This is a genomic window from Vibrio sp. V23_P3S9T160 (assembly GCF_963886625.1).
Taxonomy (GTDB): Bacteria; Pseudomonadota; Gammaproteobacteria; order Enterobacterales; family Vibrionaceae; genus Vibrio; species Vibrio anguillarum.
This window is the reverse complement of record NZ_CAWPDB010000147.1, coordinates 1-23622: the sequence shown is the minus strand read 5'-3', so window position 1 is coordinate 23622 and position 23622 is coordinate 1. Positions and strand designations below refer to the sequence as shown.

At 45.4% G+C, this 23622-nt stretch carries 19 protein-coding genes and 4 tRNA genes; 12 read left to right on the top strand and 11 right to left on the bottom strand.

Annotated elements, in window-relative coordinates; genetic code table 11:
* Both AACU59_RS13360 and AACU59_RS13355 read right to left on the bottom strand, forming a co-directional pair.
* Window positions 1-493: DUF2786 domain-containing protein (locus AACU59_RS13360; protein ID WP_161437720.1), on the bottom strand; the 493-nt coding region annotated here is incomplete at its 3' end.
* A gap of 127 nt (window positions 494-620) precedes the next feature.
* Entirely contained in the window at window positions 621-1310 is a 690-nt protein-coding gene (locus tag AACU59_RS13355; protein ID WP_026028133.1) for a DUF3334 family protein, read from the bottom strand.
* Window positions 1311-1585: 275 nt separating this feature from the next.
* Here AACU59_RS13355 and ydiJ point away from each other — a divergent pair, with 275 nt between their 5' ends.
* Both ydiJ and AACU59_RS13345 read left to right on the top strand, forming a co-directional pair.
* On the top strand, window positions 1586-4621 hold the full coding sequence (gene ydiJ, locus AACU59_RS13350) for a D-2-hydroxyglutarate dehydrogenase YdiJ (RefSeq protein ID WP_161437719.1): 3036 nt from the start codon (window positions 1586-1588) through the stop codon (window positions 4619-4621).
* Between the two features lie 50 nt (window positions 4622-4671).
* Window positions 4672-5163, top strand: coding sequence for a methyltransferase family protein (locus AACU59_RS13345; protein WP_017042252.1), 492 nt, complete (start codon window positions 4672-4674; stop codon window positions 5161-5163).
* A 122-nt stretch (window positions 5164-5285) separates the two neighbouring features.
* Here the strand turns inward: AACU59_RS13345 and AACU59_RS13340 are convergent, their stop codons facing one another.
* The 6 genes from AACU59_RS13340 to hutC form a co-directional block, all read right to left on the bottom strand.
* Complete coding sequence (locus AACU59_RS13340; RefSeq protein ID WP_088733057.1) at window positions 5286-6011, bottom strand: DUF3581 domain-containing protein; 726 nt, start codon at window positions 6009-6011, stop codon at window positions 5286-5288.
* 109 nt (window positions 6012-6120) lie between these two features.
* Window positions 6121-7653: a histidine ammonia-lyase gene (hutH, locus tag AACU59_RS13335; protein ID WP_094125743.1), complete on the bottom strand. Its 1533-nt coding sequence runs from the start codon at window positions 7651-7653 to the stop codon at window positions 6121-6123.
* A gap of 12 nt (window positions 7654-7665) precedes the next feature.
* The gene (gene hutU, locus AACU59_RS13330; protein ID WP_094125742.1) at window positions 7666-9363 is read right to left on the bottom strand and encodes a urocanate hydratase; all 1698 of its coding nucleotides are present in this window, start codon (window positions 9361-9363) and stop codon (window positions 7666-7668) included.
* 77 nt (window positions 9364-9440) lie between these two features.
* Window positions 9441-10454, bottom strand: a complete 1014-nt coding sequence (gene hutG, locus AACU59_RS13325) for a formimidoylglutamase (protein ID WP_094125741.1) — start codon at window positions 10452-10454, stop codon at window positions 9441-9443.
* A complete protein-coding gene (gene hutI, locus AACU59_RS13320; RefSeq protein ID WP_094145042.1) occupies window positions 10447-11661 on the bottom strand; it encodes an imidazolonepropionase in 1215 nt (404 codons plus the stop codon). Before hutI ends, hutG begins: the two co-directional genes overlap by 8 nt.
* Before the next feature lie 127 nt (window positions 11662-11788).
* Window positions 11789-12502 (bottom strand): histidine utilization repressor, encoded by a 714-nt coding sequence (gene hutC / locus AACU59_RS13315; RefSeq protein WP_094163257.1) that lies wholly within the window; start codon window positions 12500-12502, stop codon window positions 11789-11791.
* Window positions 12503-12731: 229 nt separating this feature from the next.
* Here hutC and yqfB point away from each other — a divergent pair, with 229 nt between their 5' ends.
* A complete protein-coding gene (gene yqfB / locus AACU59_RS13310; protein ID WP_010319023.1) occupies window positions 12732-13076 on the top strand; it encodes a N(4)-acetylcytidine aminohydrolase in 345 nt (114 codons plus the stop codon).
* A 98-nt stretch (window positions 13077-13174) separates the two neighbouring features.
* On the opposite strand, the gene AACU59_RS13305 is transcribed toward yqfB, so the two are convergent.
* Window positions 13175-13495: an HI1450 family dsDNA-mimic protein gene (locus AACU59_RS13305; protein WP_017048043.1), complete on the bottom strand. Its 321-nt coding sequence runs from the start codon at window positions 13493-13495 to the stop codon at window positions 13175-13177.
* Window positions 13496-13497: 2 nt separating this feature from the next.
* Window positions 13498-14064 (bottom strand): elongation factor P-like protein YeiP, encoded by a 567-nt coding sequence (yeiP, locus tag AACU59_RS13300; RefSeq protein ID WP_013856610.1) that lies wholly within the window; start codon window positions 14062-14064, stop codon window positions 13498-13500.
* 134 nt (window positions 14065-14198) lie between these two features.
* On the opposite strand from yeiP, the gene AACU59_RS13295 reads away from it, so the two are divergent.
* A complete protein-coding gene (locus tag AACU59_RS13295) occupies window positions 14199-14966 on the top strand; it encodes a nucleotidyltransferase (protein WP_094124381.1) in 768 nt (255 codons plus the stop codon).
* A 24-nt stretch (window positions 14967-14990) separates the two neighbouring features.
* On the opposite strand, the gene AACU59_RS13290 is transcribed toward AACU59_RS13295, so the two are convergent.
* Window positions 14991-17354, bottom strand: coding sequence for a DNA polymerase II (locus AACU59_RS13290; protein ID WP_047688341.1), 2364 nt, complete (start codon window positions 17352-17354; stop codon window positions 14991-14993).
* 482 nt (window positions 17355-17836) lie between these two features.
* Here AACU59_RS13290 and uvrY point away from each other — a divergent pair, with 482 nt between their 5' ends.
* From uvrY to AACU59_RS13250, 8 genes are all read left to right on the top strand, one after another.
* A complete protein-coding gene (gene uvrY, locus AACU59_RS13285; RefSeq protein WP_026028128.1) occupies window positions 17837-18481 on the top strand; it encodes a UvrY/SirA/GacA family response regulator transcription factor in 645 nt (214 codons plus the stop codon).
* On the top strand, window positions 18481-20313 hold the full coding sequence (uvrC, locus tag AACU59_RS13280) for an excinuclease ABC subunit UvrC (protein WP_094144743.1): 1833 nt from the start codon (window positions 18481-18483) through the stop codon (window positions 20311-20313). Before uvrY ends, uvrC begins: the two co-directional genes overlap by 1 nt.
* Window positions 20314-20359: 46 nt before the next feature.
* Window positions 20360-20917, top strand: a complete 558-nt coding sequence (gene pgsA / locus AACU59_RS13275) for a CDP-diacylglycerol--glycerol-3-phosphate 3-phosphatidyltransferase (protein ID WP_013856615.1) — start codon at window positions 20360-20362, stop codon at window positions 20915-20917.
* A gap of 269 nt (window positions 20918-21186) precedes the next feature.
* Window positions 21187-21260: transfer RNA gene (locus tag AACU59_RS13270), tRNA-Cys, on the top strand.
* Between the two features lie 2 nt (window positions 21261-21262).
* Window positions 21263-21338, top strand: a tRNA-Gly gene (locus AACU59_RS13265).
* A gap of 85 nt (window positions 21339-21423) precedes the next feature.
* Window positions 21424-21510: transfer RNA gene (locus tag AACU59_RS13260), tRNA-Leu, on the top strand.
* A 23-nt stretch (window positions 21511-21533) separates the two neighbouring features.
* Window positions 21534-21609: transfer RNA gene (locus AACU59_RS13255), tRNA-Gly, on the top strand.
* 898 nt (window positions 21610-22507) lie between these two features.
* Window positions 22508-23485 (top strand): carbohydrate porin, encoded by a 978-nt coding sequence (locus AACU59_RS13250; RefSeq protein WP_019280933.1) that lies wholly within the window; start codon window positions 22508-22510, stop codon window positions 23483-23485.
* The last annotated feature ends 137 nt before the right edge of the window (window positions 23486-23622 follow it).

Genomic DNA, 23622 nt, shown 5'->3' with positions numbered 1-23622 from the left:
CATCATCGGCGGCGATTACTGGAAGCTTTTTTAATTCCCCTTCAATCCCACCCGCAACCAATGAAATGAAGCGCCGTGTGACTTCCATGCTGGAAGTGCCACTGCCCGCGAAACTATTTCGAAATTGGCCTGTGTGCTCGTTCATTTCTCGGTAAATGATATCAAAAGCGAATGCGGCAAAAATAGCGCGATCGGCCTCACCAATAAACTCAACACGTTTGAGTCCTTTATGATTGAGTAGCACCGCTTCTACACCAAACTTAGTATTGATACCGCGGATCACTCGCAGTAGTGATGAGGTGATCGATGCGGGTAGTAAATGGGTTGATTGGGTTTTGCCCATCTTGATAAATTCGATGTCATCTTTATCAAGCCCATACTTCAGCATCAGGCTATGCGCCATCTTGATGGCATTGGCCGCTTCATTCACATTCGCGGAATTACCAAGTTCAAGACATTTAGCGATCTTCTTTAGAGCTTTCTGTTTATCCATTAATTCGCAAATACAATTCTACAACTTCAGAAAAGTCCGACATTTTAGCGGTTTTATGCTGGAAGTGAAAGCGAAGTGGAGAATCGCTGCCCAAAATCAGGCAGCGAGTCGAGAGGAGGTTGGTGGTTTAAATACCAAGTTCATCCAATAGATCTGTTGTCAAATCATCATCACTGTTGTTTTGCTTGTCATTTTTTGCTTTGGCAGACAGTTTTTGTTGAGTCGCTTCTAAAATTGAATCAGGGCTTTCATCTTCTTGAACTTCAAACTCTTCAAGTTGGATGAATTCGGTTTTATCCATTGCCAGTTCAAGATAGAAAATATTATTACTTTCTGTCGAGAAGGTAACTCGGCGTGCTTGTGGACGATCTAAATTAGTATCCACCGACAAAATTACCTGTTTGTTGAGTGACAGCATCTTCGGTTGGTTTTGGGTAATGTTGGTTTGCAGTTCTTTGCGGATTTTATTTGTGAAGTCGCCTACGAGTTGATTCATCAATTCGCCCAGTACATCGCCCACCTCGTCAGAAGTGTGCAGTACGGCCAGCTCTTCTTCTGGCATTCCCATGTTGCGCATATAACTGGTGTAAATTTCCAGCGCAGCCTTGGCCGTAAAGTTGATAACAACGAGCCCAGAGAAGCCACCATCAAACAAAACGAAACAGCCGAAATCTGGCTTTAGTGACGTTTTGTTGATTTTTTGTACCATCGCTGAGTAAGCAATGTTGGTCGCCGTTGCAGAACTGAGCACTCCTGACACTGATTGACAAAGCTTAAGCAAAATATCTTCAGTGGTAACAATCTTGTTTTTTTTCATTCTGATATCCGTAATGTGCATTGCAGTTTAAAAGCGGTATTTAACTCTCTATATCAATATATAAAGCATAAAGCGTTAATTAACTATATATAGCTAAAATGTTGTGTACAGGAAAAATGTCGTACTGATGACTTTTTAGAGAGATTCATTCTTGCATTGAGATTCTGATTTGATCACCTTTTTAAATGTTGTAAAGTGACGAAATTCAAAGATTAATATCAAAATAACCATTAACCCACAGCTGATTGGATCAGCGCAGTAGGGGCAGGAAGCAAATGTTACCAAGACTTCATCACCAAACGGACGTCGATCCCGTCGTTTTGAGCTTTTTACAACAACTCGAAAACGAGGGGTTTAGCGGCGATATCGAATCACAATACTCTAGCCGACTTGCTGTTGCGACTGACAACAGTGTCTATCAGCAATTGCCTCAAGCCGTTGTGCATCCCAAATCAACTCATGACGTAGCACTTATTGGTAAGATTAGCTCAAAACCAGAGTTTGAGAGAGTCACTTTTTCACCGCGCGGTGGTGGCACTGGTACCAATGGCCAGTCGTTAACCAAAGGTATTGTGGTTGATTTATCTCGTCACATGAACCAAGTGCTTGAAATTAATGCTGATGAAGGTTGGGTAAGAGTACAAGCTGGCGTGGTGAAAGACCAATTAAATGATGCGGTCAGACCATTAGGTTATTTTTTCTCACCGGACCTTTCGACCAGTAACCGAGCCACACTTGGTGGCATGATCAATACCGATGCGTCAGGGCAGGGCTCTTTAAAATATGGCAAAACGTCGGATCATGTCTTGTCTCTGCAAGCCGTTTTTGCCGATGGCTCGGTACTTGAATCGGATCTCTCATTAGGCTTGCCTGAAAGTGGTACTTTTGCTGCGAATGCTTTGCAAGTGACCGAAGCGGTATGCCGTGACAAGCGCGAACAAATTGTGGCGAAATTTCCACCTCTTAACCGCTTTCTGACGGGCTACGATCTTAAAAATGCGCTTGATGAAGAAGGTGATCACTTTAATCTCACTCGGGTACTTTGTGGCGCAGAAGGCTCTTTGGTCTTCATCACAGAAGCAACCTTGAATCTGACGCCTATCCCCCAAGCTCGCACCTTAGTCAATGTGAAGTACAACAGCTTTGATTCGGCATTGCGTAATGCTCCTTTAATGGTAGCGGCCAATGCGTTATCGGTTGAAACCGTCGATTCCAAAGTATTAAATTTAGCTAAGCAAGATATTGTTTGGCATAGCGTCAGCGAGTTATTAGCGGATGTTCCGGGCAAAGAGATGCAAGGCATCAATATGGTCGAATACGCAGGTCAAAGCGAGCAAGAGGTCGCCGAGCAGGTCGCTTCATTGACGCAGCGTCTTGAGCAGATGCTTGAGCAAGAACAAGCGGGCATCATTGGCTATCAAGTGTGCAGTGATTTGGCGAGCATTAACCTGATTTACAACATGCGCAAAAAAGCGGTGGGGTTATTAGGGGCGGCCAAAGGGAAGGCTAAACCCGTTGCTTTTGCTGAAGATACTTGTGTTCCTCCTCAACACTTGGCTGATTTTATTAGCGAATTCCGTACCTTGCTGGATGGCAAACAGCTCAGTTATGGCATGTTTGGCCACGTGGATGCCGGCGTGCTGCATGTGCGTCCTGCTTTGGATTTGTGTGACCCACAGCAAGAGCTTCTGATGCATGAAGTGTCTGATGAGGTAGTCAAGCTGGTGGCAAAATATGGCGGTTTAATGTGGGGCGAACATGGCAAAGGTTATCGCTCCGAATATGGCCCCGCGTTTTTTGGTGAGGAGCTATTTACTGAATTACGACGCGTTAAAGCAGCCTTTGACCCGCACAATAAAATGAACCCCGGCAAAATATGTACGCCACTTGAGACCAATTTTGAATTGGTCAAAGTCACGGACACCAAACGCGGCTATTTTGATCGTCAAATCGATGTGAAGGTCCGTGACAGTTTCAAACAGGCGATGGAGTGTAATGGTAACGGTTTATGTTTTAACTATGACACCAGTTCGCCGATGTGCCCGTCGATGAAAGTCACGGCGGATCGTCGTCACTCACCGAAAGGCCGCGCCGGTTTGGTGCGTGAATGGTTACGCCAACTTACCGAGCAGGGTGTGGATATTCTCGACCTAGAGAAACAAGTGTTGGAGTCAAACCCAACCATCAAAACTATGATTGATCGCGTGCGTAACTCTTTCAATAAATCGCGCGAGTACGATTTTTCACATGAAGTGTATGAAGCGATGAACGGCTGCTTGGCGTGTAAAGCGTGTGCCAGCCAATGTCCAATCAAAGTGGATGTGCCGAGTTTTCGCTCTCGTTTTTTAAATATCTACTACTCACGTTATCAGCGTCCGGCTAAGGATTATCTCGTCGCGAATATTGAAACGCTTTTACCAGTCATGGCAAAGGCTCCGCAAGTGGTGAACGGGGTGTTGGCTCAGAAATGGGTACAAAGCCTCACCGCTTCAACCGTTGGTTACGTTGATGCACCCTTGCTTTCGGTACCGACGTTGGCAAAGCGTGTCGCAGGCCAGGTGGTGAAATTTGATATGCAGCGTCTCGCTGGTCTGTCACAGCAAGATCGCGCTGAACATGTGATTATCGTTCAAGACCCATTCACCAGTTATTACGATGCTGAGGTGGTTGAAGATTTCGTGCAATTGCTGATCAAATTAGGCAAAAATCCGATACTGTTGCCATTCAAACCCAATGGTAAAGCGCAGCATATCAAAGGATTTTTAAAGCAATTCACAACCACTGCGAAAAACACCGCTGCGTTTTTGTCGCAGGTAGCGGATCTCAACATTCCGATGGTCGGTGTCGATCCAGCGTTAGTGCTTTGCTACCGTGATGAGTACAACGAAATTCTTGGTGATAAGCGCGGTGAGTTTGATGTGTTGACCGTTCATGAGTGGCTGTTGCCACGTTTGTCGGAGTTTAACCATCACCAAAACCACAGTGACGCGCCTTGGTATCTGTTTGCTCATTGCACGGAAAAGACCAAACTACCGAATGCAGAAAAAGAGTGGGGCGCGATATTTAGCCATTTTGGTTCTCAGTTAAAAACGGTGCCAGTTGGTTGTTGTGGCATGGCTGGAACCTTTGGCCACGAAAAGGATAAGCTGGAGATGTCGAAAGATATTTATGGTTTAAGCTGGAAGCCAAGTTTAGAAAAACTGCCCAAAGAGCGTTGCTTGATCACAGGGTATTCCTGCCGTAGTCAAGTGAAACGATTTGAACAGGTAAAACCAAAGCATCCGTTACAAGCTTTACTGGCATTGTTGTAAACCCTAAGCCCAGACCTTACTGGGCTTTTTACTATACTGTCGATATTGGTTTGGAGCGAAGCACAGTCAGGTGGAGCAGCATGGAAAAATTTGAACTGAAAATACCCCCAGTGGCGATATTTATTGTGGCGCTACTGTTGATGCATCGTATCTCATACAGTTTTGAGTTTGCAAGCCTCGCTTTACCTCTGCCTCGAGTGGTCTTTGCGATTTGCTTTGTTTTATCTGGCATCGTTGGTTTACTGGGGATTTACGAATTTCGTCGCAAGAAAACCACGGTCAATCCAACCAAACCAGAAACGACATCGTGTATTGTGGATAGCGGTATCTACCGTTATTCGCGAAATCCGATGTATCTGGGGCTATTTTTTCTGTTGTTTGGTGTGGCCTATTGGCAACTCAATGGGTTGAGCCTCGTGGTCGCATTTTTATTTGTGTGGTTTATGAATCGTTTTCAGATTTATCCAGAAGAGCGAGTGCTGGAAGCGCGTTTTGGCGAAGAGTATGTCGATTACAAGCAGCGTGTCAGGCGCTGGATATAGTTGAATGTCGTAAGGCATCCGAAATCAAAAGCCCCGCAAGAATAGCGGGGCGGCAATCTATACAACAAACATGGTTCTAGATAATGAGCAGAAGAGATCAAGTCATAGTGAAAAGAATACGGTTAGGCTGCTTTTGAAAATTGAGCTAAAAACATCTCTTTACGTTCATTGAAGCGATTAACTAAGTCATCGACTGCTTCTTGGTCATAAGGTTTCAGGCCACTGGCTACCATGCGCTTTACCCCTTTCCCTACGATTTGACCGTTTTCTTTAAAGGCAAAGTTAAGCGTGACAATGCCACGTTTACCGTCAACATCAAACGTCGCACCAGAAAACTCAACTTCAGGTGAAGTGAGGTCTAAACGTTCAAATTCCACTTCCATGCTTTCATAGATGACTAATGGGCGCTGGCAGTTAATCATCATCTGCGCTTCTTCCATCAATGGCACCATGATGTGCGGGAAGTTCATACCAGAAAACTGCACATAGCTCGTCACAACGTGTTCGATAAATGCGGTGTTGTGGCTTACTTGGCCTTCACGGCTCATGTGTAGATACTCTTTGCCGGCAGTATCGACAAGAGCGCTCTCTTTCATGCACTTATTTTCAATGTGCAGTGCAATACCATCGCTGACCATGCCTGAAAAATCAAAACGCATCTTTTGGCTAATGCCTTCTTTTTGCAGCAATACTGCAAAGAGCAAATCGCCCGGAACACAGAAACGCTTGCTGTCTTCGTCGTGGATTGGGTTGAAATCTCCCGCCACTTTTTTAGCAAAGTGACTCGCTTGTTGGCGAGTGAACTGGAATTTTTGATCTTGATGAGAGAAATAAGATGTAAGAGACATAATGTACGCTGTATAGCCAAAACTGACGCGATTATAAGTCAACTCCACTCGATGAATGGTCCAATCAGTAAAAAGAGCCTCACAGAGAGCGAGGCTCAATAGCGTAACATTATAAGCTAGGGAGAAGATTTTCCGGCATGAGAGAGTTATGTACCGCCAGTTCTAGCAAGGTATTGGATTGTTCAATGTCTGGCGAGAAGTAGCGATCCTTATCGTAAAACGAAACTTTTTTACGCAGGATTTGTTTCGCTTGTTCGACCAATGCGGAGGATTTATTGGGCGCTCTGAAATCGAGCCCCTGCGCGGCAGAAAGATACTCGACCGCTAAAATACCACGCGTGTTTTCGCTCATATCACGCAGACGACGACCAGCAAACGTTGCCATCGACACGTGATCTTCTTGGTTGGCCGAAGTAGGTAAGCTGTCAACAGAAGCCGGATGGGCGAGCGTTTTATTTTCACTGGCTAGCGCTGCCGCCGTCACTTGCGCAATCATAAAGCCAGAGTTAACGCCACCGTTGTCCACTAAAAATGGCGGGAGCTTGCTGAGCGCGCTGTCAATCAAGAGCGCCATGCGTCGTTCTGACAAACTACCTATTTCGGCAATCGCTAGCGCCAAATTATCCGCTGCCATTGCGACGGGCTCTGCGTGGAAATTGCCGCCAGAGATGATGTCGCCATCGTCTGCAAACACCAGAGGGTTGTCGGAAACGGCATTGGCTTCCACTTCTAGCGTTTCAGCCGAATTGCGAATTTGCTGTAAGCACGCGCCCATCACTTGTGGTTGGCAACGCAGTGAATACGGATCTTGCACTTTTTCACATGCGGTGTGGGATTCACCAATCTCGCTGCGGCTGTCAAGTACGTGGCGATAAGCGCTGGCGGCGTCCATTTGCGCGCGATGACCGCGAACGCGATGAATGCGCGGATCAAACGGGCGGCGACTGCCCAGCGCCGCTTCGACCGACATCGAACCACACACAATGGCGGAGGCAAATAAGTCTTCTGCGGCAAATAACCCCTCTAGTGCAAATGCGGTAGAAGCTTGTGTGCCATTGAGCAGCGCGAGCCCCTCTTTTGGCGCTAAAGTAATAGGAGTTAGCCCTGCGATTTTCAACGCGTCCAGCCCAGAGATAATTTCGCCGTTGTGGCGAGCTTGCCCTTCGCCGAGCAGTACCGTACTCATGTGTGCTAAAGGCGCTAAATCACCCGATGCGCCAACCGATCCCTTTTGTGGAACACAGGGGTAGACTTGGTGATTAACTAACGTCATCAAGGCGTTGATCACCTCAAGTCGAATACCAGAATACCCACGGGAAAGGCTATTGATTTTGAGTACCATCATCAAGCGAACGGTTTCATCCGCCATGAATTTACCAATGCCCGCAGCGTGTGAAAGCACGATGCTGCGCTGCAAGGTTTCTAAATCTTCAGGGGCAATTTTAGTATTGGCAAGTAGGCCAAACCCCGTGTTGATACCATAAACAGTACGATTTTCGGCAATCACTTGCTCAACGACTTGTGTGCTTGCTTCAATACCCGCTATCGCGCTGGAGTCGAGTGATACGGTGACCGGATTTCGGCTTACTTGACGCAGTGCTTTTAAGCTCAATTGGCCCGGTTTAATAACAAGATTTAACATGTTTTTTTGTCCTTACTTCAGTTGCGCGAGTTCATGGTTGAGCATTGGCAGGTCGAGCTTTTGTTCTTTAGCACAGCGTTTCGCAATGTCATAACCTGCATCAGCATGGCGCATGACACCTGTGGCTGGGTCGTTATGTAAAACACGCGCAATGCGTTGCGCTGCGTCATCTGAACCATCACAGCAGATCACCATGCCAGAGTGCTGAGAAAAGCCCATACCTACGCCACCGCCGTGGTGGAGTGACACCCAAGTTGCGCCACCGGCTGTATTGAGCAGTGCGTTGAGCAGCGGCCAATCGGAAACAGCGTCTGAGCCATCTAGCATACCTTCAGTTTCACGGTTTGGGCTTGCTACCGAGCCGGAATCTAAATGGTCGCGACCAATCACGACTGGCGCTTTTAACTCGCCACTTTTCACCATCGCGTTAAATGCTTGGCCTAAACGTTCGCGATCTTTCAAACCCACCCAACAGATGCGAGCTGGTAGGCCTTGGAATTGAATGCGTTCGCGCGCCATGTCTAGCCAGTTATGTAGATGAGGGTTATCAGGGATTAACTCTTTCACTTTTTGATCGGTTTTATAAATGTCTTCGGGATCGCCAGACAGGGCGACCCAGCGAAAAGGTCCAATCCCCTCACAAAACAGTGGGCGAATGTAGGCTGGTACGAATCCTGGGAAGTCAAAAGCGTTTGCCACTCCTTCTTCGAGAGCCATTTGGCGGATATTGTTGCCGTAGTCGAGTGTGGCAGCGCCGCGTTTTTGCAGCGTTAACATCGCTTGAACTTGGACGGCCATCGATGCTTTGGCCGCCTTGACCACTTGGCTTTCATCTTGAGTGCGCATTTGAGCGGCGTGTTCCATGCTCCAATTTAAGGGTAAATAACCATTGAGTGGGTCATGGGCCGAGGTTTGGTCTGTCACCACATCGGGGGTGATATTACGCTCAACTAGCTGTGGAAAAATATCGGCGGCATTACCTAACAAACCGATAGAAATCGGTGTCTCCGAGCTATCGATCATCGCCAAGGCTTCATCTAAACTGGTGGCTTTTTTATCGACATAACCAGTGCGTAAGCGGTAGTCGATGCGCGATTCATCACACTCGACCGCAATCATGGAAAACCCAGCCATGGTTGCCGCTAATGGTTGAGCGCCGCCCATGCCACCTAAGCCGCCAGTCAATACCCAGCGGCCTTTTGCGCTACCAGCAAAATGCTGTTTAGCGATGGCGACGAAGGTTTCGTAAGTACCTTGTACAATGCCTTGTGAGCCGATGTAGATCCATGAGCCAGCCGTCATTTGACCGTACATCATCAAACCTTGCTTATCGAGCTCATTAAAGTGCTCCCAGTTGGCCCAATGTGGTACAAGGTTTGAGTTGGCAATGAGCACACGTGGTGCATTTTTGTGCGTCGGGAAAACACCGACAGGTTTGCCTGATTGAACCAAGAGCGTTTGATCCTCTTCAAGGCGTTCAAGCACTTCAACAATTTTATCAAAGCACGGCCAATTTCGGGCCGCGCGGCCAATGCCACCATACACCACAAGTGCATGTGGGTGCTCTGCAACGTCTGGGTCAAGGTTGTTCATGAGCATGCGCAGTGGCGCTTCGGTTAACCACGATTTGGCTCGAAGTGTTGTACCGTGAGGGGCGCGAATGGTGCGCGTGGTATCAAGACGTTGCTCTTGAGTATGGGGTTGCGTCATGTTGAGACTCCTTGTGTTTCACAATGTGGCGCTATTGTTGTTATGGTGCCAGTATCGGGTTAAGTGAGGTGTAGCGATTAATCGTCGGTCATGGCATTGGCGATATCCCAACACAGCCTTGCCGCGAGACGAGCAGTTTGATTGTCTTGGTCAAATTGCGGGTTGTATTCGGCAATGTCGGCAATTAACAGCTTATTTTTGTGGTAGAAAATTTTGTCAAAATAAGGGGCAAGCGCTTCATAACTTACGCCACGTGCCGCTGGGGCGCTGACTCCCGGCGCCGTTGCAGCTGGAAAGACATCTAAGTCAATCGTCAAATAGAGATAGTCACACTGGTCAATGAAGTGTTGCAGTTCACGCAGATGATCAATCGGGCTTAGTGCTGAAAACTGATTATCTTGCATATACCAAACGCCCAGTTCATCAGCTCGTTGAAACAGTGCCGCCGTATTACTTGCTCGGCTCACACCTAAGCAAGCGTAATGAAATGGCCATTGATTTTGCTCGCACCATTGATGAATTTGATTAAAGGGAGTGCCCGAGCTAGGTCGCACCGAAGCGATCTCTGACTCAAAAGCACGTAAATCGAAATGTGCGTCAAAATTGATGATCCCAATCCGTGGTTGGCTGATGGCTTGTTGACTCAGATATTGCGCTGCGCCTTGAAACGTGGCCCAAGCGACTTCATGACCGCCACCCAGTACGATAACGGGCGTTTGTTTAAGCGTATGGGCAATCACATCAGCGCACTGTTGCTGAGCCAGCTCAAGCTCATCATCAATACAGCGAATATTGCCCAGATCAAAAAAGCGAGAGTGCTTATGCCAAGCCATGTTGGCCAGCGCTTGGCGAATGGCATCGGGGGCCTGTTTTGCGCCAATGCGCCCTTTATTGCGGGCCACCCCTGCATCGCATTCAAAACCGATAATGGCAATGGCTTTCTCATCTTGGTTTTGTTGAATGGGTAGCGTATTGACGGTGCAACGTTGAGTTTGATGGTGAACGCGTGTACCTAACTCGCCATCTTCGGCATCGTGACGGCCTTGCCACTCGAAGCAGTGCTGAGTGTTGCTAAAGGTAGGGTTATTCATAGGTAAATGCTCCGTCAACTACGCGTGCATGCAAACGCGGTACGCCTACTTGATAACTTAAATCGGCTGGGTGGCTAATATTCCAAATGGCGAGGTCGGCATCATAGCCAGTGGCAATTTTGCCGCGAGAATCAGCAAAACCTAACGCTTGCGCAGCATGTTGAGTCACACCTCGTAAGGCTTCTTGGGGGGTTAAGCCAAACAGTGTGCACGCCATATTCATAATAAGAGTGAGGTCAGCAAACGGCGATGTACCGGGGTTGAAATCACTTGCGATGGCCATTGGAATATGATGGTGACGCAGTAAATCAATCGGTGGGCGTTGGGTTTCACGTAAGAAATAAAAAGCACCGGGTAGCAAGGTTGCCACGGTATTGGAACGGGCGAGTGCAAACACACCTTGCTCATCTAAATATTCGATATGATCGGCAGACAAACCTTGGTAATGGGCGGTTAAAGCGCTTCCCCCTAGGTTTGATAATTGCTCGGTATGACCTTTCACTTGCAGCCCATGCGCAATTGCGGCTTGGAACACTTTTTCTGTTTGTGCCAGCGTAAAACCAATCGATTCACAAAACACATCGACGCTCGAAGCGAGTTTTTGTTCGGCCACCAGAGGGATGATTTCCTGACAAATATGCTCAACATAATCGTCTGCTCGGTGTTGATATTCTGGTGGAATGGCGTGAGCGGCGAGCAGTGTTGTGACGACTTTAATGCGGCGATGATCCTCAAGGTGCTTAGCCGCTTTGAGCATTTTTATCTCATCATGGAGCGTTAAACCGTAGCCCGATTTGATCTCAACGGATGTGACACCGGAACGCAGCAACCCCTCTAACCTTGGTAATGCCAACTCAACCAATTGGTCAATGGATGCGGTGCGGGTGGCGTGGACGGTTGATAAAATACCGCCGCCTTGCTTGGCGATCGCTGGGTAGGGAACACCTTGCAAGCGCATTTCAAACTCATTGGCGCGGTTACCGGCATAGATAAGGTGAGTATGGCAATCTATCAACCCCGGAGTGATAAGCTTGTCTTGGCAATCTATGACTTTGTGTTCTGGCGCGGCGGTGATGGGAATGTGGCTATCAAAGTAGGCGTCAATTTTGCCCGCTTTTATCACCACAGTTTTAGGAGAGCTAGGCTGATAGCCAAGCTCTCCTTGTTCCATGCTGACGATACGCGCGTTGGTCAGTATTAGATCCATCTTTATTGTCACCGTTATCGCTTAGTGCGCTGCTGATTTAAATGTATATACAAATAAATAAGGCAAAAGCGCAGGCGGTGCAAGATGAATGTTGCAAAAGTGTGATCGAATGTTGAAATGTGTAGCGTTAATCGAGCATCACTTTAGAGGTTAATTTGTATTTCGAGCCCGGGTGATAAAGCAGTGCAGAGCTGACTAACTTATCGCCACTCCAAGTACGGCGATTGAGTAGTAAACAGGGTTCATTGACGGCCAACTGCAACAATTGTTTGATGTGATGATCGGCAATAATGGCTTCAACAGTGTGCTCAATTGCACTTAATGGGCAGTTTTGTGAAAGATATTGATTGGGCGTCATGAACGAGAAGTTTTGTTCAAGATAGTGGGGCGCGTAGCGGCTATTGACCCAACGCACTTCCAGTTGTATCGGAGTGTCATTAGCAAAGTGAATGATTTCACTATAAAAAACAGAAGATCCTAGCATGACGCCGAGTTTGATAGCGACACTTTCATCTGCTGTTAACGCAAGTTGCTTTAAGACTTTACTGCGATATTGCTTCCCTCGGCTAGCGACCTCGTCAGCAATATTACGAATATCAAGTAGCGGTGATTCCGCTTTGTCTTCTACAGCGCAAACAAAAGTACCTAGCCTTGGTCGGCGCTGCAGTTTTCCATCAGCCACCAGATCCCGTATCGCTTTATTCACCGTCATCCGACTCACATTAAATTGCTCAGTCAGTTCTAGCTCGGTGCTTATGCGTTGGCCGACAGGCCAGTGTCCGGATTCAATGTTATCTAAAATAAATTGTTTTATTTGTCTATAAAGTGGTGAGCTTGACATGGGCATGATGAGTTTTATTTGAGTATACAAATAATTAACGAAGTCGCTGGGAAATGCAATATTTAGATAAGGCTTTGCGATCATCATCGGCCAAAACTGTGAATTGGTGAAGCAGCTATCGACGACAAAGGGTCAGTGTCACGGTAAGATGGCGTCGTAACTTGTGTTGTAAATAGTAACCTGTGTTGTAAATGGTAACTTGTGGTTTAAATAATAAAGAGAAAATGCGATGACAGCTCCAACAGAAATGACTTTTTTCGCTCGTTTTGAAGCGGATATTTTGGCGAAAAAGAAAGTGATCACCATTCGTGATGAGAGCGAAAAGCACTACCAAGTTGGCTCTATTGTCGAGGTGAGTACGTTGGAAGAGGGACGAAAGTTCTGCCGCTTGTTAATCAATAAGGTTGAACCGATCCTATTTAGCGAATTAAGCCACTACCATGCAGAGCAAGAAAATATGTCACTCACAACACTGAAAGAGGTGATTCAAGACATTTATCCCAATATTGAACAGTTGTATGTAATTCACTATCAACTGGTTGAAGAGAAAGCTCTGGAAAAAGATCACGCTTAAAAATAATAACGCCAATCAATCACGATTGGCGTTATTGCTGTTTGCCTCAAGACAGTGTCACGACGATTTCATTATAAAACGCAGCAACAGTAATGAGGTTAGTCACGCTTCCACAGAATGTGGCAGAACTTTTGGTCTGGGTCGCGGCTGACGAGCATTCTTGCAAACACATCGTCTAGTACGTCGTCCTCTTCATTGACAAGACCGATCAATACTTCCGCGTAAGCTTCCTTATCGACGTCAAAACCCACGTGTTGAACCCAATCATCACCAACGTCAACCAGTTCAGCCGCGCCACGGTCTTCAAATTGTGCCGTAAACAGGATGACATCAACAGGTTCTAGATTATCGGGTGCCATTTCAAGAAAGATGTCGTAAGCCGCATCAATGGCATCGTCGTAAGAAATCAAATCAGACATTATTATGCTCGGCTCATGTATTTACGTTCAGCGGTGTTGATAATAATACGGTCGCCAGTTGCGACATATTCAGGAACCTGCACAACAAGGCCAGTGCTTAAACGTGCTGGTTTTGAACGCGCAGAAGCTGAAGCACCTTTGATGGAAGGATCTGTCTCTTCAATCACAAGCTCAACAGATGAAGGGACATCTAGTGCTACCGCAACACCGTCAACGACAACCACATACATACCTTGGATTTCTTCAGTGATGAACAGTAGCTCATCTTCGATATCCGCCTGTTTAAACGTAAATTGAGTGTAGTCTTCGTTATCCATGAAGATGTACTCATCGCCATCAACATAAGAAAACGAAACCGCACGGCGGTTCATGTCAACGGTGTCGACAAAGTCATCGGCTTTTAAACGCTCATCAACGCGAGCGCCAGTGTTCAAATCAGTACAACGTAGTTTGTAGATTTTAGAACCACCACGGCCACCAGGAGTGGTCACTTCGATATCTTTGATCAATAGCGTCTTGCCACCAGAAATAATAGCAAACCCTTTTTTTAATTCATTCGCCTTTGGCATGGAATTTTTCCTTCATACTTAGTTTCGGCGCATTATACCTTGCCGTTTTCGAAAAGGAATATCTTGATTGATTGCTTTGCATAGTAGAACATGACCGCGTGTACTTTTTCTTAAATTAACTAACGCTTTTTGCTATGTATTTATCGGTTATTGACCCAAAACAACCCTTTCAGGCTGAATATCAAGCGGCTATCGATGATCTCATCAAGTTTCTGCGTGCCGGGTTAGGTGACAATCTACATAGTCTTTACCTTTATGGCAGTGTGGCGCGCAGAACTGCGCGTTATGGGCGCTCCAATTTGGATGTAGTGTTGGTCACGCACCGTGATTTCTCCGGGCAACGAGCAACGTTACTAAATACGATAAAATGGCGATTTCAGAAAAGTTTCCCACATATCACCGAAGTCTCGATCAAAACTGCACTCGTGAGCGAGGTAGCCACTTTAGAGAGCATTTTTACGTGGGGATTTATGTTGCGCCATTGTTGCGTTTGTATCTTGGGTGATGATCTGGCGGAATGCTTTGGCGATTTCGAACCCAGTTGGGAAATAGCTAAACACTGGAATATGGACATCGCAGATTGGGTCTTTTTTTATCGTGATAAAATTGCAAAAACCAGTTCTGAAAGCGAACAGAGCAAGGCGCAAGTAGCCATTGCCAAGAAATTACTGCGCGCCAGTTATTCTTTGATTATGTATCGTGACAAAAATTGGTTTGATGATCCTATCGAATGCGGGCAGCAGTTTTTACGTTATCATCCGGAGAAAAAAATCGACATTGAGAGATTGGGTATTTTGCTCTCTGGACGAGTGATCGCCAAACGCTCAGTGATTGGAATTCTAGACAGTTATGGGCAATGGCTTGCAAAGCAGTATCAAAAAACAGAGTTTCGGATTGGTTAACCGCTGGCTAGATCGTCGTACTTCTTAAAATAACCCAAGTTGTGGCTGGCTGAGCTGTTCGAAATTCAAGCCAACAAAAGGCAAAATGGCTTCTGCGACTGGCTGCAATTGTTTATCGATATAGTGCTGATAATCGATAGGACTTTTTAAATACTCTTTAGGCTCAGGACCATTCAGTGTGATGAGATATTCGATACGACCTCGATTTTGATATTGCAATGGTCGGCCTAACTGCTGGTTTATCGTATCAGCAAGTCGTGCGGCTCTTACTTGTGGTGGTACGTTTTTTTGGTATTCATGCAGCTTGCGACGCAACCGTTTTTGGTACACGAGCTCATGGTCGAGTTGACCGGTTTGAGTTTGCTCAACGATTTCACGAATAAACGCCGCAGGGTCTTCACCATTAAAAATCATCGAATAAAGTTGGTGCTGAAAGCGTTGTGCGAGCGGAGTCCAGTCCGTTCTTGCACTCTCAAGCCCTTTAAAAATTAGCCGCTCGTTTTCGCCTTCACCGATCAATCCCGCATAGCGTTTTTTTGACCCCGTTTCTGAACCTCGGATGGTTGGCATCAGAAACTTTCGGTAGTGGGTTTCGTATTCCAATTCCAGCATCGATTCCAATCGGTACTCTTCACGCAAGTGGGTCGTCCACCATTGATTGATGTGTTCAACCAGTTGTTTTCCTACGCGATCCGCTTGCTGCTGTGAATATTGACCACCTAAAGAGACAAAGGTTGAGTCGGTATCACCATAAATCACTTGATAGCCTTGCGCCTCAATTAACTTTTTAGTTTGCTTCATGATCTCGTGTCCGCGCATGGTAATACTGGACGCCAAACGAGTATCAAAAAAACGACAACCTGACGATCCAAGCACCCCGTAGAAAGAGTTCATGATGATTTTTATCGCTTGTGAAAAGGCTTTGTTATTGTTCTTTTTCGCCACATCACGCGCAGCCCATAATTTCTCGATCATTTCTGGAAGAAAATGTTTGGTGCGGTGAAATTGACCGCCACGAAATCCCGTTACCGCTTGGTTATCCTCTTTACCAAGCGGAATTTTTAGCCCTTCAATCAAGCCAAGTGGGTCAATTAAAAATGAACGAATGATCGAGGGATATAAGCTTTTAAAATCAAGAAGTAATACAGAGTCGTAGAGGTTAGGGATGGAGTCCATCACATAGCCTCCGGGGCTTGCGACCCAATTTTCGGAGTGTAAGTTAGGTGCGATGTAACCCGCGCGATGCAATTGAGGTAAATAGAGATTGGTAAAGGCGGCGACAGAACCGCCGACGCGATCTAGCTCCACACCCGTGAGACGGGAACGTTCAATGGCGAAATCCAGCAAATGGGTATGTTCAAAGATTTTATTCACTAACACACAATCTTGCAGGTTGTATTTCGCCAGTGAAGGTTTGTCTTTTTTAAACATACGGTTGATTTCATCCATCCGATCATGGGCGTTATGAATCGCTTTTCCTTCGCCTAATAGCTCCCTTGATACTGATTCCAATGACCAAGAACGAAATTGGTAAGTGGCTGTTTTTAATGTATCAATTCCATCCAACACTACTCGCCCGGGAATAGTAATAAACCCTTGCTGACTCTGGTTTGAACTACGAAAAAAACTGTGCTGTTTGCCGCGACCAATCGCAAGTTTTAACTTATGCCACTCGGCTCTTTTATGGAGTAAGCGAAAATCAAAATCAATCACGCTCCAGCCAATTACTACATCAGGGTCGAACTCAGTGAACCAATCGATGAGAGCGTTGAGCAATGCGTATTCGTCTTTCACCCATTGAATTGGGGTATCGCAAGGCTCAGGCTCACCAATCATGATTACGCGGCTGTCCATTGGGCTATCAAAACCAATCGAGTAGAGAATGCCTTTTTCAGAGCATTCTAAATCCAGCGAAACCACTTTCAGATGAGGAAGATAGTTGCCCGGTCGACATTTCGCCTGTTCTATTTTTGAATGGGAAAACGTCTGGGTAAGCCGTCCAGTGAATTCAATGCTGCCTTTAAGAAAACGCTCCATAAGAAAGCGGTCGGCAAGCTTAATATCATCTTCTAACGTTAGAATATGATGTTGCTTTAGTAGTGCCGAAAACTCAGCATGCGTTTGAATCGTTTGACAATAACAACCCGCTAGGAGGGTATGTTCAAAATCTTCCAAATCCAATGTTTTTAATTCGATAGAGAGCTGCCGCTCTAACGCTAATTTTTGCGCTTGTGGCACATCTTTCTGTGGTATGAAGAAAACGGGTTTTTCACCACGGATAATCAGTTGGGTTGGACCTTGAGGCGTACTCAACCACAACTCAATATGAGTCGAGCCATGAAGGTCTCTTGCATGGCGAGTAAGTAAAAAACCGTGTTGAATAACCAAGCGTAATAAATCCAAATAGTCGTAACCTTGGGGGAGGGCATCATATCAGAGCTACGAGGTAAATAACGAATTTCAGTGAGGTGAGTAAGCGGGCGATGGAGATCAAATAACCGTTAATTGGTATGGTGTATGCATTTTAACTTTATGATTTGTTTTGGTTTTGTATTTTTATGAGGCTGGTTGCATTTTTATGTTTAGGTTCAAATTTGTCAAAAAAATCATGTAAAAGTCGTGCGGCATCTCTGCTAATATAATTAAGCTTTTGATTTGTTAATGGATTCTCATTGGATGATTAGCCGAACAAATAAGTACTTGCCAAATTTGGGGTTTGAGCACATATTCAGTGTGAGTAAAAACCAATGTTAAGTTAATTACCCGATTGTGAGTTAATTTCCAATTGTGAGCTAATTAATGTGGGCCGCGATGCTGCTATCCACGATTCAGTGGGTGCAGAGCCAATAGATGAGTGTGGAGATACAAGTTTGATAAGTGTTTTCCTTGTAGATGATCACGAGCTGGTTCGCACAGGGATACGACGTATTATTGAAGACGTCCGTGGAATGAACGTAGTAGGGGAAGCTGACAGCGGTGAAGAAGCAGTAAAATGGTGTCGCAGTAATCATGTCGACGTTGTTTTAATGGATATGAACATGCCTGGTATCGGCGGTTTGGAAGCGACAAAAAAAATTCTGCGCTTTAATCCAGATGTGAAAATCATCGTGTTAACGGTTCATACGGAAAATCCATTTCCGACCAAAGTGATGCAAGCTGGAGCCGCGGGTTATTTAACCAAAGGTGCAGGCCCAGATGAAATGGTCAACGCGATTCGCATTGTGAATAGCGGGCAGCGTTATATCTCGCCTGAAATCGCACAGCAAATGGCATTAAGCCAATTCTCGCCAGCTTCTGACAATCCATTTGCTGATCTCTCGGAAAGAGAGCTGCAGATTATGATGATGATTACCAAAGGGCAAAAAGTGACGGATATTTCCGAGCAACTTAGTCTTAGCCCCAAAACAGTAAATAGCTATCGCTATCGACTGTTTAGTAAGTTAGCGATCAGCGGTGATGTTGAACTGACCCATTTAGCTATTCGACACGGAATGTTAGACACCGAGACGCTTTAGTGACTTCTTTGTTCGACTCGGTCGCTTTTCTTAAAAGCGTTACCCATCAGCCCGGCGTTTATCGAATGTATAACGCCGAGGCTGATATCATCTATGTTGGCAAAGCCAAAGACCTCAAAAAACGCCTTTCTAGTTACTTTCGAAAAACAATCGACAGTGAGAAAACGCGCGCGTTAGTCAGCCATATCGATAAAATTGATGTCACCGTTACTCACACTGAAACGGAAGCGTTGATCCTTGAACACAATTACATCAAGCAATATTTGCCTAAATACAATGTGCTGCTGCGAGACGATAAATCTTACCCGTATATTTTTATTAGTGGGCATAAGCACCCTCGTTTGTCGTTGCACCGGGGCGCGAAAAAGCGCAAAGGTGAGTATTTTGGTCCATACCCTGATTCTGGTGCGGTTCGAGAGTCGTTACACCTCATCCAAAAAATATTTCCGGTAAGACAATGTGAAGATACCGTTTATAGCAACCGGACTCGTCCTTGCCTGATGTATCAAATTGGCCGCTGCGCTGCACCTTGTGTGAGTCATATCATTGCGGATGAAGAGTATGCTGAATTGGTTAATTATGTTCGATTGTTTTTGCAAGGCAAAGATAACCAAGTACTTGAAACATTAGTGCAAAAAATGGAACAAGCCAGCCAAGCACTGCAGTTTGAAAATGCCGCTAAATTTAGAGACCAGATCCAAGCCATTCGAAGAGTCCAAGAACAACAGTTTGTTTCTGAAGAGACGATGGATGACATGGATGTATTGGGATTTGCCCAAGAAAATGGCATCGCTTGCATCCATATTTTGATGATCCGCCAAGGTAAAATATTGGGTAGTCGTAGCCATTTTCCTAAAATTCCGGCTAACACGACTCAAGAAGAGGTGTTTGATGGCTTTTTAGGACAGTATTATTTAAGTCACAATGAAGCGCGTACGATCCCAAGTCGAGTGATCTTAAATGCGGGTCTGCTAGAGGATGAAAAGCCGCTGCAAGATGCCTTACAGACCCTGGTCGGGCGTAAAGTTTCTTTCCACATCAGCCCAACAGGTGTGCGTGCTCAATATTTAAAATTGGCTAATACCAATGCATTGAGCGCAATAACGGCTAAAATTAACCATAGAATGACGATCAACCAGCGCTTTAAAGCACTTCAAGCTGTTTTAGGGTTGGATAGCATAGAGCGTATGGAGTGTTTTGATATTTCGCACACCATGGGAGAGAGTACGATCGCCTCATGCGTGGTATTTAACCAAGAAGGGCCTGTTAAACCAGAATACCGCCGTTATAACATCACGGGAATTACTGGTGGGGATGATTATGCTGCAATGGGACAAGTGTTAGATAAGCGGTATTCCAAGCAGCTTGACGTGGAAAAAATCCCCGATGTCATTTTCATTGATGGTGGTAAAGGGCAATTGAATCGAGCTTTGCAGATCATCTCTAGCCATTGGCAAGATTGGCCGAAAAGACCGGTGATGATTGGTATCGCCAAAGGCGTTACCCGCAAACCGGGGCTAGAAACGTTGATTACAACCGATGGCGATGAATTTAACCTGCCAAGTGATGCGCCAGCTTTGCATTTGATTCAGCATATTCGCGATGAAAGTCATAATCACGCCATTGCTGGGCATAGAGCCAAACGAGGTAAAACACGGCGTACCAGTACATTGGAAGGCATAGAAGGGGTTGGGCCTAAACGCCGGCAAGCACTGCTGAAATATATGGGAGGGCTGCAAGAGCTAAAAAGAGCCACTGTTGAAGAAATCGCCAAAGTGCCCGGTATTAGCCATTCTTTAGCTGAAAACATTTATCAAGCATTGAAACAATAAGAAAAATAACGCAACATAACCGCGCAATCGATAAGAGCCTATAAATATGCGTTTGAATATTCCTAATATTTTGTCTTTATTACGACTTTTCCTTATCCCAGTATTTGTCGTTGTTTTCTATCTGCCTTACGGCTGGGGCCCTTTTGCTGCGGCAATGGTGTTTTGGGTTGCGGGTTTTACCGATTGGTTAGATGGCATGCTTGCGCGAAAACTTGGGCAAACCTCTCGCTTTGGTGCTTTTATCGATCCAGTAGCGGATAAAGTGCTCGTTGCGACGGCTCTTATCTTGATCACCGACCATTACCACAGTCTCTGGATAACGATTCCAGCCGTGACAATGATTGCCCGTGAAATCATCATTTCTGCGTTGCGAGAATGGATGGCGGAAATTGGTAAACGAGCCAGTGTGGCCGTTTCATGGGTTGGGAAGGTTAAGACGCTCACCCAAATGTTTGCATTGTGGGTACTGATTTGGCGTCATGATGATTGGATGGTGTGGGTCGGCTATGCAGCGTTATACATCGCCACCATTTTGACCTATTGGTCAATGGTTCAATACTTGGCGGCAGCTAAAGACGACCTCCTCAATGCAGAACATCATTAAGAAACGGGCTTAGGCCCGTTTTTTGTTCCTCCAATTTCTACAATCCCTTTCACAACATGCATTATTGCTTCAGTTAAAGCACAGTTATCTCGTGTAAAAGGTGGTGAATTTTGCTATCAAATTAACCAAATTTTGTCCTTTTTGAATGCAAAATAGCCAAACGATTTAAAAACTAAAAAAATAATATTGACTCATCGAATCGAATGCGTAGAATGCATCCCGTACTTGAGAGGAACGGAAGAAACAACCCAACCCCTTGATGTTACAGGGGCGCGTTGGCAGAGGGGCTATGCAGCGGATTGCAAATCCGTGGACCTCGGTTCGACTCCGGGACGCGCCTCCATTGCGACACTAGCTCAGTTGGTAGAGCGCAACCTTGCCAAGGTTGAGGTCACGAGTTCGAACCTCGTGTGTCGCTCCAAATTTTGAGGTGTTGAACTTAACGTTCAGTATCTAAAGATGGTGTTACTAAATTTTGTAAACAGCATCGCAATGCAGAATTGCGTGCCCTGGTGGTGAAATTGGTAGACACAAGGGATTTAAAATCCCTCGACTTTCGAGTCGTGCCGGTTCAAGTCCGGCCCGGGGCACCATCTTTTTACTGCTTATGCAGTATGCGACACTAGCTCAGTTGGTAGAGCGCAACCTTGCCAAGGTTGAGGTCACGAGTTCGAACCTCGTGTGTCGCTCCAAATTAAAGCCCTAGCAGAAATGCTGGGGCTTTTTCATCTCTGTCTCACAGCCAGTTTACAACCAACGGTATCGTTTTAGAGCAACCTTGCCAAGGTTGAGGTCACGCTTTTAGTTCAAAAGAAAGCGAACCTCGTGTGTCGCTCCAAATTAAAGCCCTAGCGGAAATGCTGGGGCTTTTTCATCTCTGTCTCACTGCCAGTTTACAACCAACGATATCGTTTTAGAGCAACCTTGCTAAGGTTGAGATCACGCTTTTAGTCCAAAAGAAAGCGAACCTCGCGTGTCGCTCCAAATCGCCGCCCTAGCGGAAACTGGGTAACCCCCCCCTATGTTCACTATATTCGTTGACGGTTTCGGACGTGAAATTGAAATATTTTAAGCAAAGCCATCACCATCAAACAGCAGTGCTTCAATTTATGGTCAAATCTCGCATCGTTTTTACTTTCCATCCCCAATTCTAGAATGTTAATAATTTGATAAAGCAACCTTTATCTTGAGTTGTTATTATTTTGTGAAGTGAAATTTCGGTCTACTTCACATAATTTTCGTGCCAACATTTAATTTATGGTGTGAATTATTTGCAAAAGCGTGATTTATATAAACTTATCAACAACCCATTCATGGGAACGATTCCCAATGTGACATTGATCTATTTTTACATTGATTCGGTGAATGTAAACTCCATCCCCGTCAGCAACGTTAAGGGAATACATAAGCAGTGGTTGCTGAGCAATAAAGAGATTGAGCTGTTCATGATTACCAAAGTAGCGTGCTACTTCCCCCGGTGAATGTGAGCCTAACTCATTAATTTTATTGTCTATATCTCAGGATGAGATTCAAGGTGCCAAGCACCAACATAATGATAATGATGACCATAAGGTCGATGGAGTATAAAAAATGAATTTTGCTACCTCTGGTAAACTTTCTCTTGCCGCAATTCTAATTTCAGCCGCACTACAAGCAAACGCAGGTATCAGTGTTGAAGGTGAACAAGGTGTTTTCTCAATCGGCGGTGATGTTGAGTTCGATATCAACCTTCGTGATAAAAATGCCACTGACAAGCAACATCTAAATCAAGATGGCCGCCTTTTGGTTCAAATCGCTGGTGAGCGCAGTGTGAGTGGTGACCGTTATATCAAAGCACAAGCACAACCTTTACTTAAAACAACGGGTAAAGTTGAACTTGATGATGCGTGGATTGCATTTGGTCAAGCGAATAACTGGGAACTGAAAGTAGGCCGCTATGAAGCGTTTGATTTGTTCCCTGTTGGCCAAGATACTATGCTTGAATACGCAAATGCGGATAAAGATGTATACCGTGCGAATAAGGCTCGTGGCCGTGGTGATAACGGACAAATTGGCTTTAGCAAAACGGCAGATAACCTTTATTTTGAACTCTCAACTAAATTTGAGAATGAGTCTGCAGCGGATCAGAATGCCGTATTTGTACGCCCAGTTGTTGCATACCAGATCGTTGACTCAGTTCGTGTTGCTGCTGGTTTAGAAGCCAATCTGACTGCAGATGATAAAGATGCTGCGAATGATTTCCTTGGTTATGGCGCGACAGTTAACTATTCTGCTAACGATCTTTCTATCAACGTGAACTATGCGTTCCGTGATTTCGACAAAACTAAACAAGAAGATACGACCATCGGTGCTAACTTACTGTTTAAAGGCTTTGGTCTAGGTCATGTCTATGGTGATGTTGATAAAGGTACTAGCGAGAAGGTAAATACCACTTATGCTTCTTACCAATTTGCTAATGTGATGGATGTGGAAGATTTCTCTGTTTATCTAGGTACTTACTACTCGAAAGTAGACGACACAGAAAATAAAGATCTAGGTATGCGTATCCGTCTAAAATACTTCTTCTAAGTTTTAAAACTTAAGCATTAAATCTCAACTGCTTTTGATGCCTACCGTTCGGTAGGCATTTTTTGTATAAGCAGATGCGATGATTTACAGCTGTTTAAGCATCCACACATCGCAGCCGTTGTGCTCAGTGCCGTCCA

Excerpts from the sequence above, each read along its gene's own strand:
- AACU59_RS13305 (WP_017048043.1), bottom strand. The coding sequence starts at position 13,495 with ATGTCTGATTTGATTTCTTACGACGATGCCATTGATGCGGCTTACGAC.
- AACU59_RS13355 (WP_026028133.1), bottom strand. The coding sequence starts at position 1,310 with ATGAAAAAAAACAAGATTGTTACCACTGAAGATATTTTGCTTAAGCTT.
- hutG (WP_094125741.1), bottom strand. The coding sequence starts at position 10,454 with ATGAATAACCCTACCTTTAGCAACACTCAGCACTGCTTCGAGTGGCAA.
- pgsA (WP_013856615.1), top strand. The coding sequence starts at position 20,360 with ATGCGTTTGAATATTCCTAATATTTTGTCTTTATTACGACTTTTCCTT.
- AACU59_RS13250 (WP_019280933.1), top strand. The coding sequence starts at position 22,508 with ATGAATTTTGCTACCTCTGGTAAACTTTCTCTTGCCGCAATTCTAATT.
- hutI (WP_094145042.1), bottom strand. The coding sequence starts at position 11,661 with ATGGATCTAATACTGACCAACGCGCGTATCGTCAGCATGGAACAAGGA.
- hutU (WP_094125742.1), bottom strand. The coding sequence starts at position 9,363 with ATGACGCAACCCCATACTCAAGAGCAACGTCTTGATACCACGCGCACC.
- yeiP (WP_013856610.1), bottom strand. The coding sequence starts at position 14,064 with ATGCCAAAGGCGAATGAATTAAAAAAAGGGTTTGCTATTATTTCTGGT.
- yqfB (WP_010319023.1), top strand. The coding sequence starts at position 12,732 with ATGACAGCTCCAACAGAAATGACTTTTTTCGCTCGTTTTGAAGCGGAT.
- ydiJ (WP_161437719.1), top strand. The coding sequence starts at position 1,586 with ATGTTACCAAGACTTCATCACCAAACGGACGTCGATCCCGTCGTTTTG.
- AACU59_RS13340 (WP_088733057.1), bottom strand. The coding sequence starts at position 6,011 with ATGTCTCTTACATCTTATTTCTCTCATCAAGATCAAAAATTCCAGTTC.
- hutC (WP_094163257.1), bottom strand. The coding sequence starts at position 12,502 with ATGTCAAGCTCACCACTTTATAGACAAATAAAACAATTTATTTTAGAT.
- hutH (WP_094125743.1), bottom strand. The coding sequence starts at position 7,653 with ATGTTAAATCTTGTTATTAAACCGGGCCAATTGAGCTTAAAAGCACTG.
- AACU59_RS13295 (WP_094124381.1), top strand. The coding sequence starts at position 14,199 with ATGTATTTATCGGTTATTGACCCAAAACAACCCTTTCAGGCTGAATAT.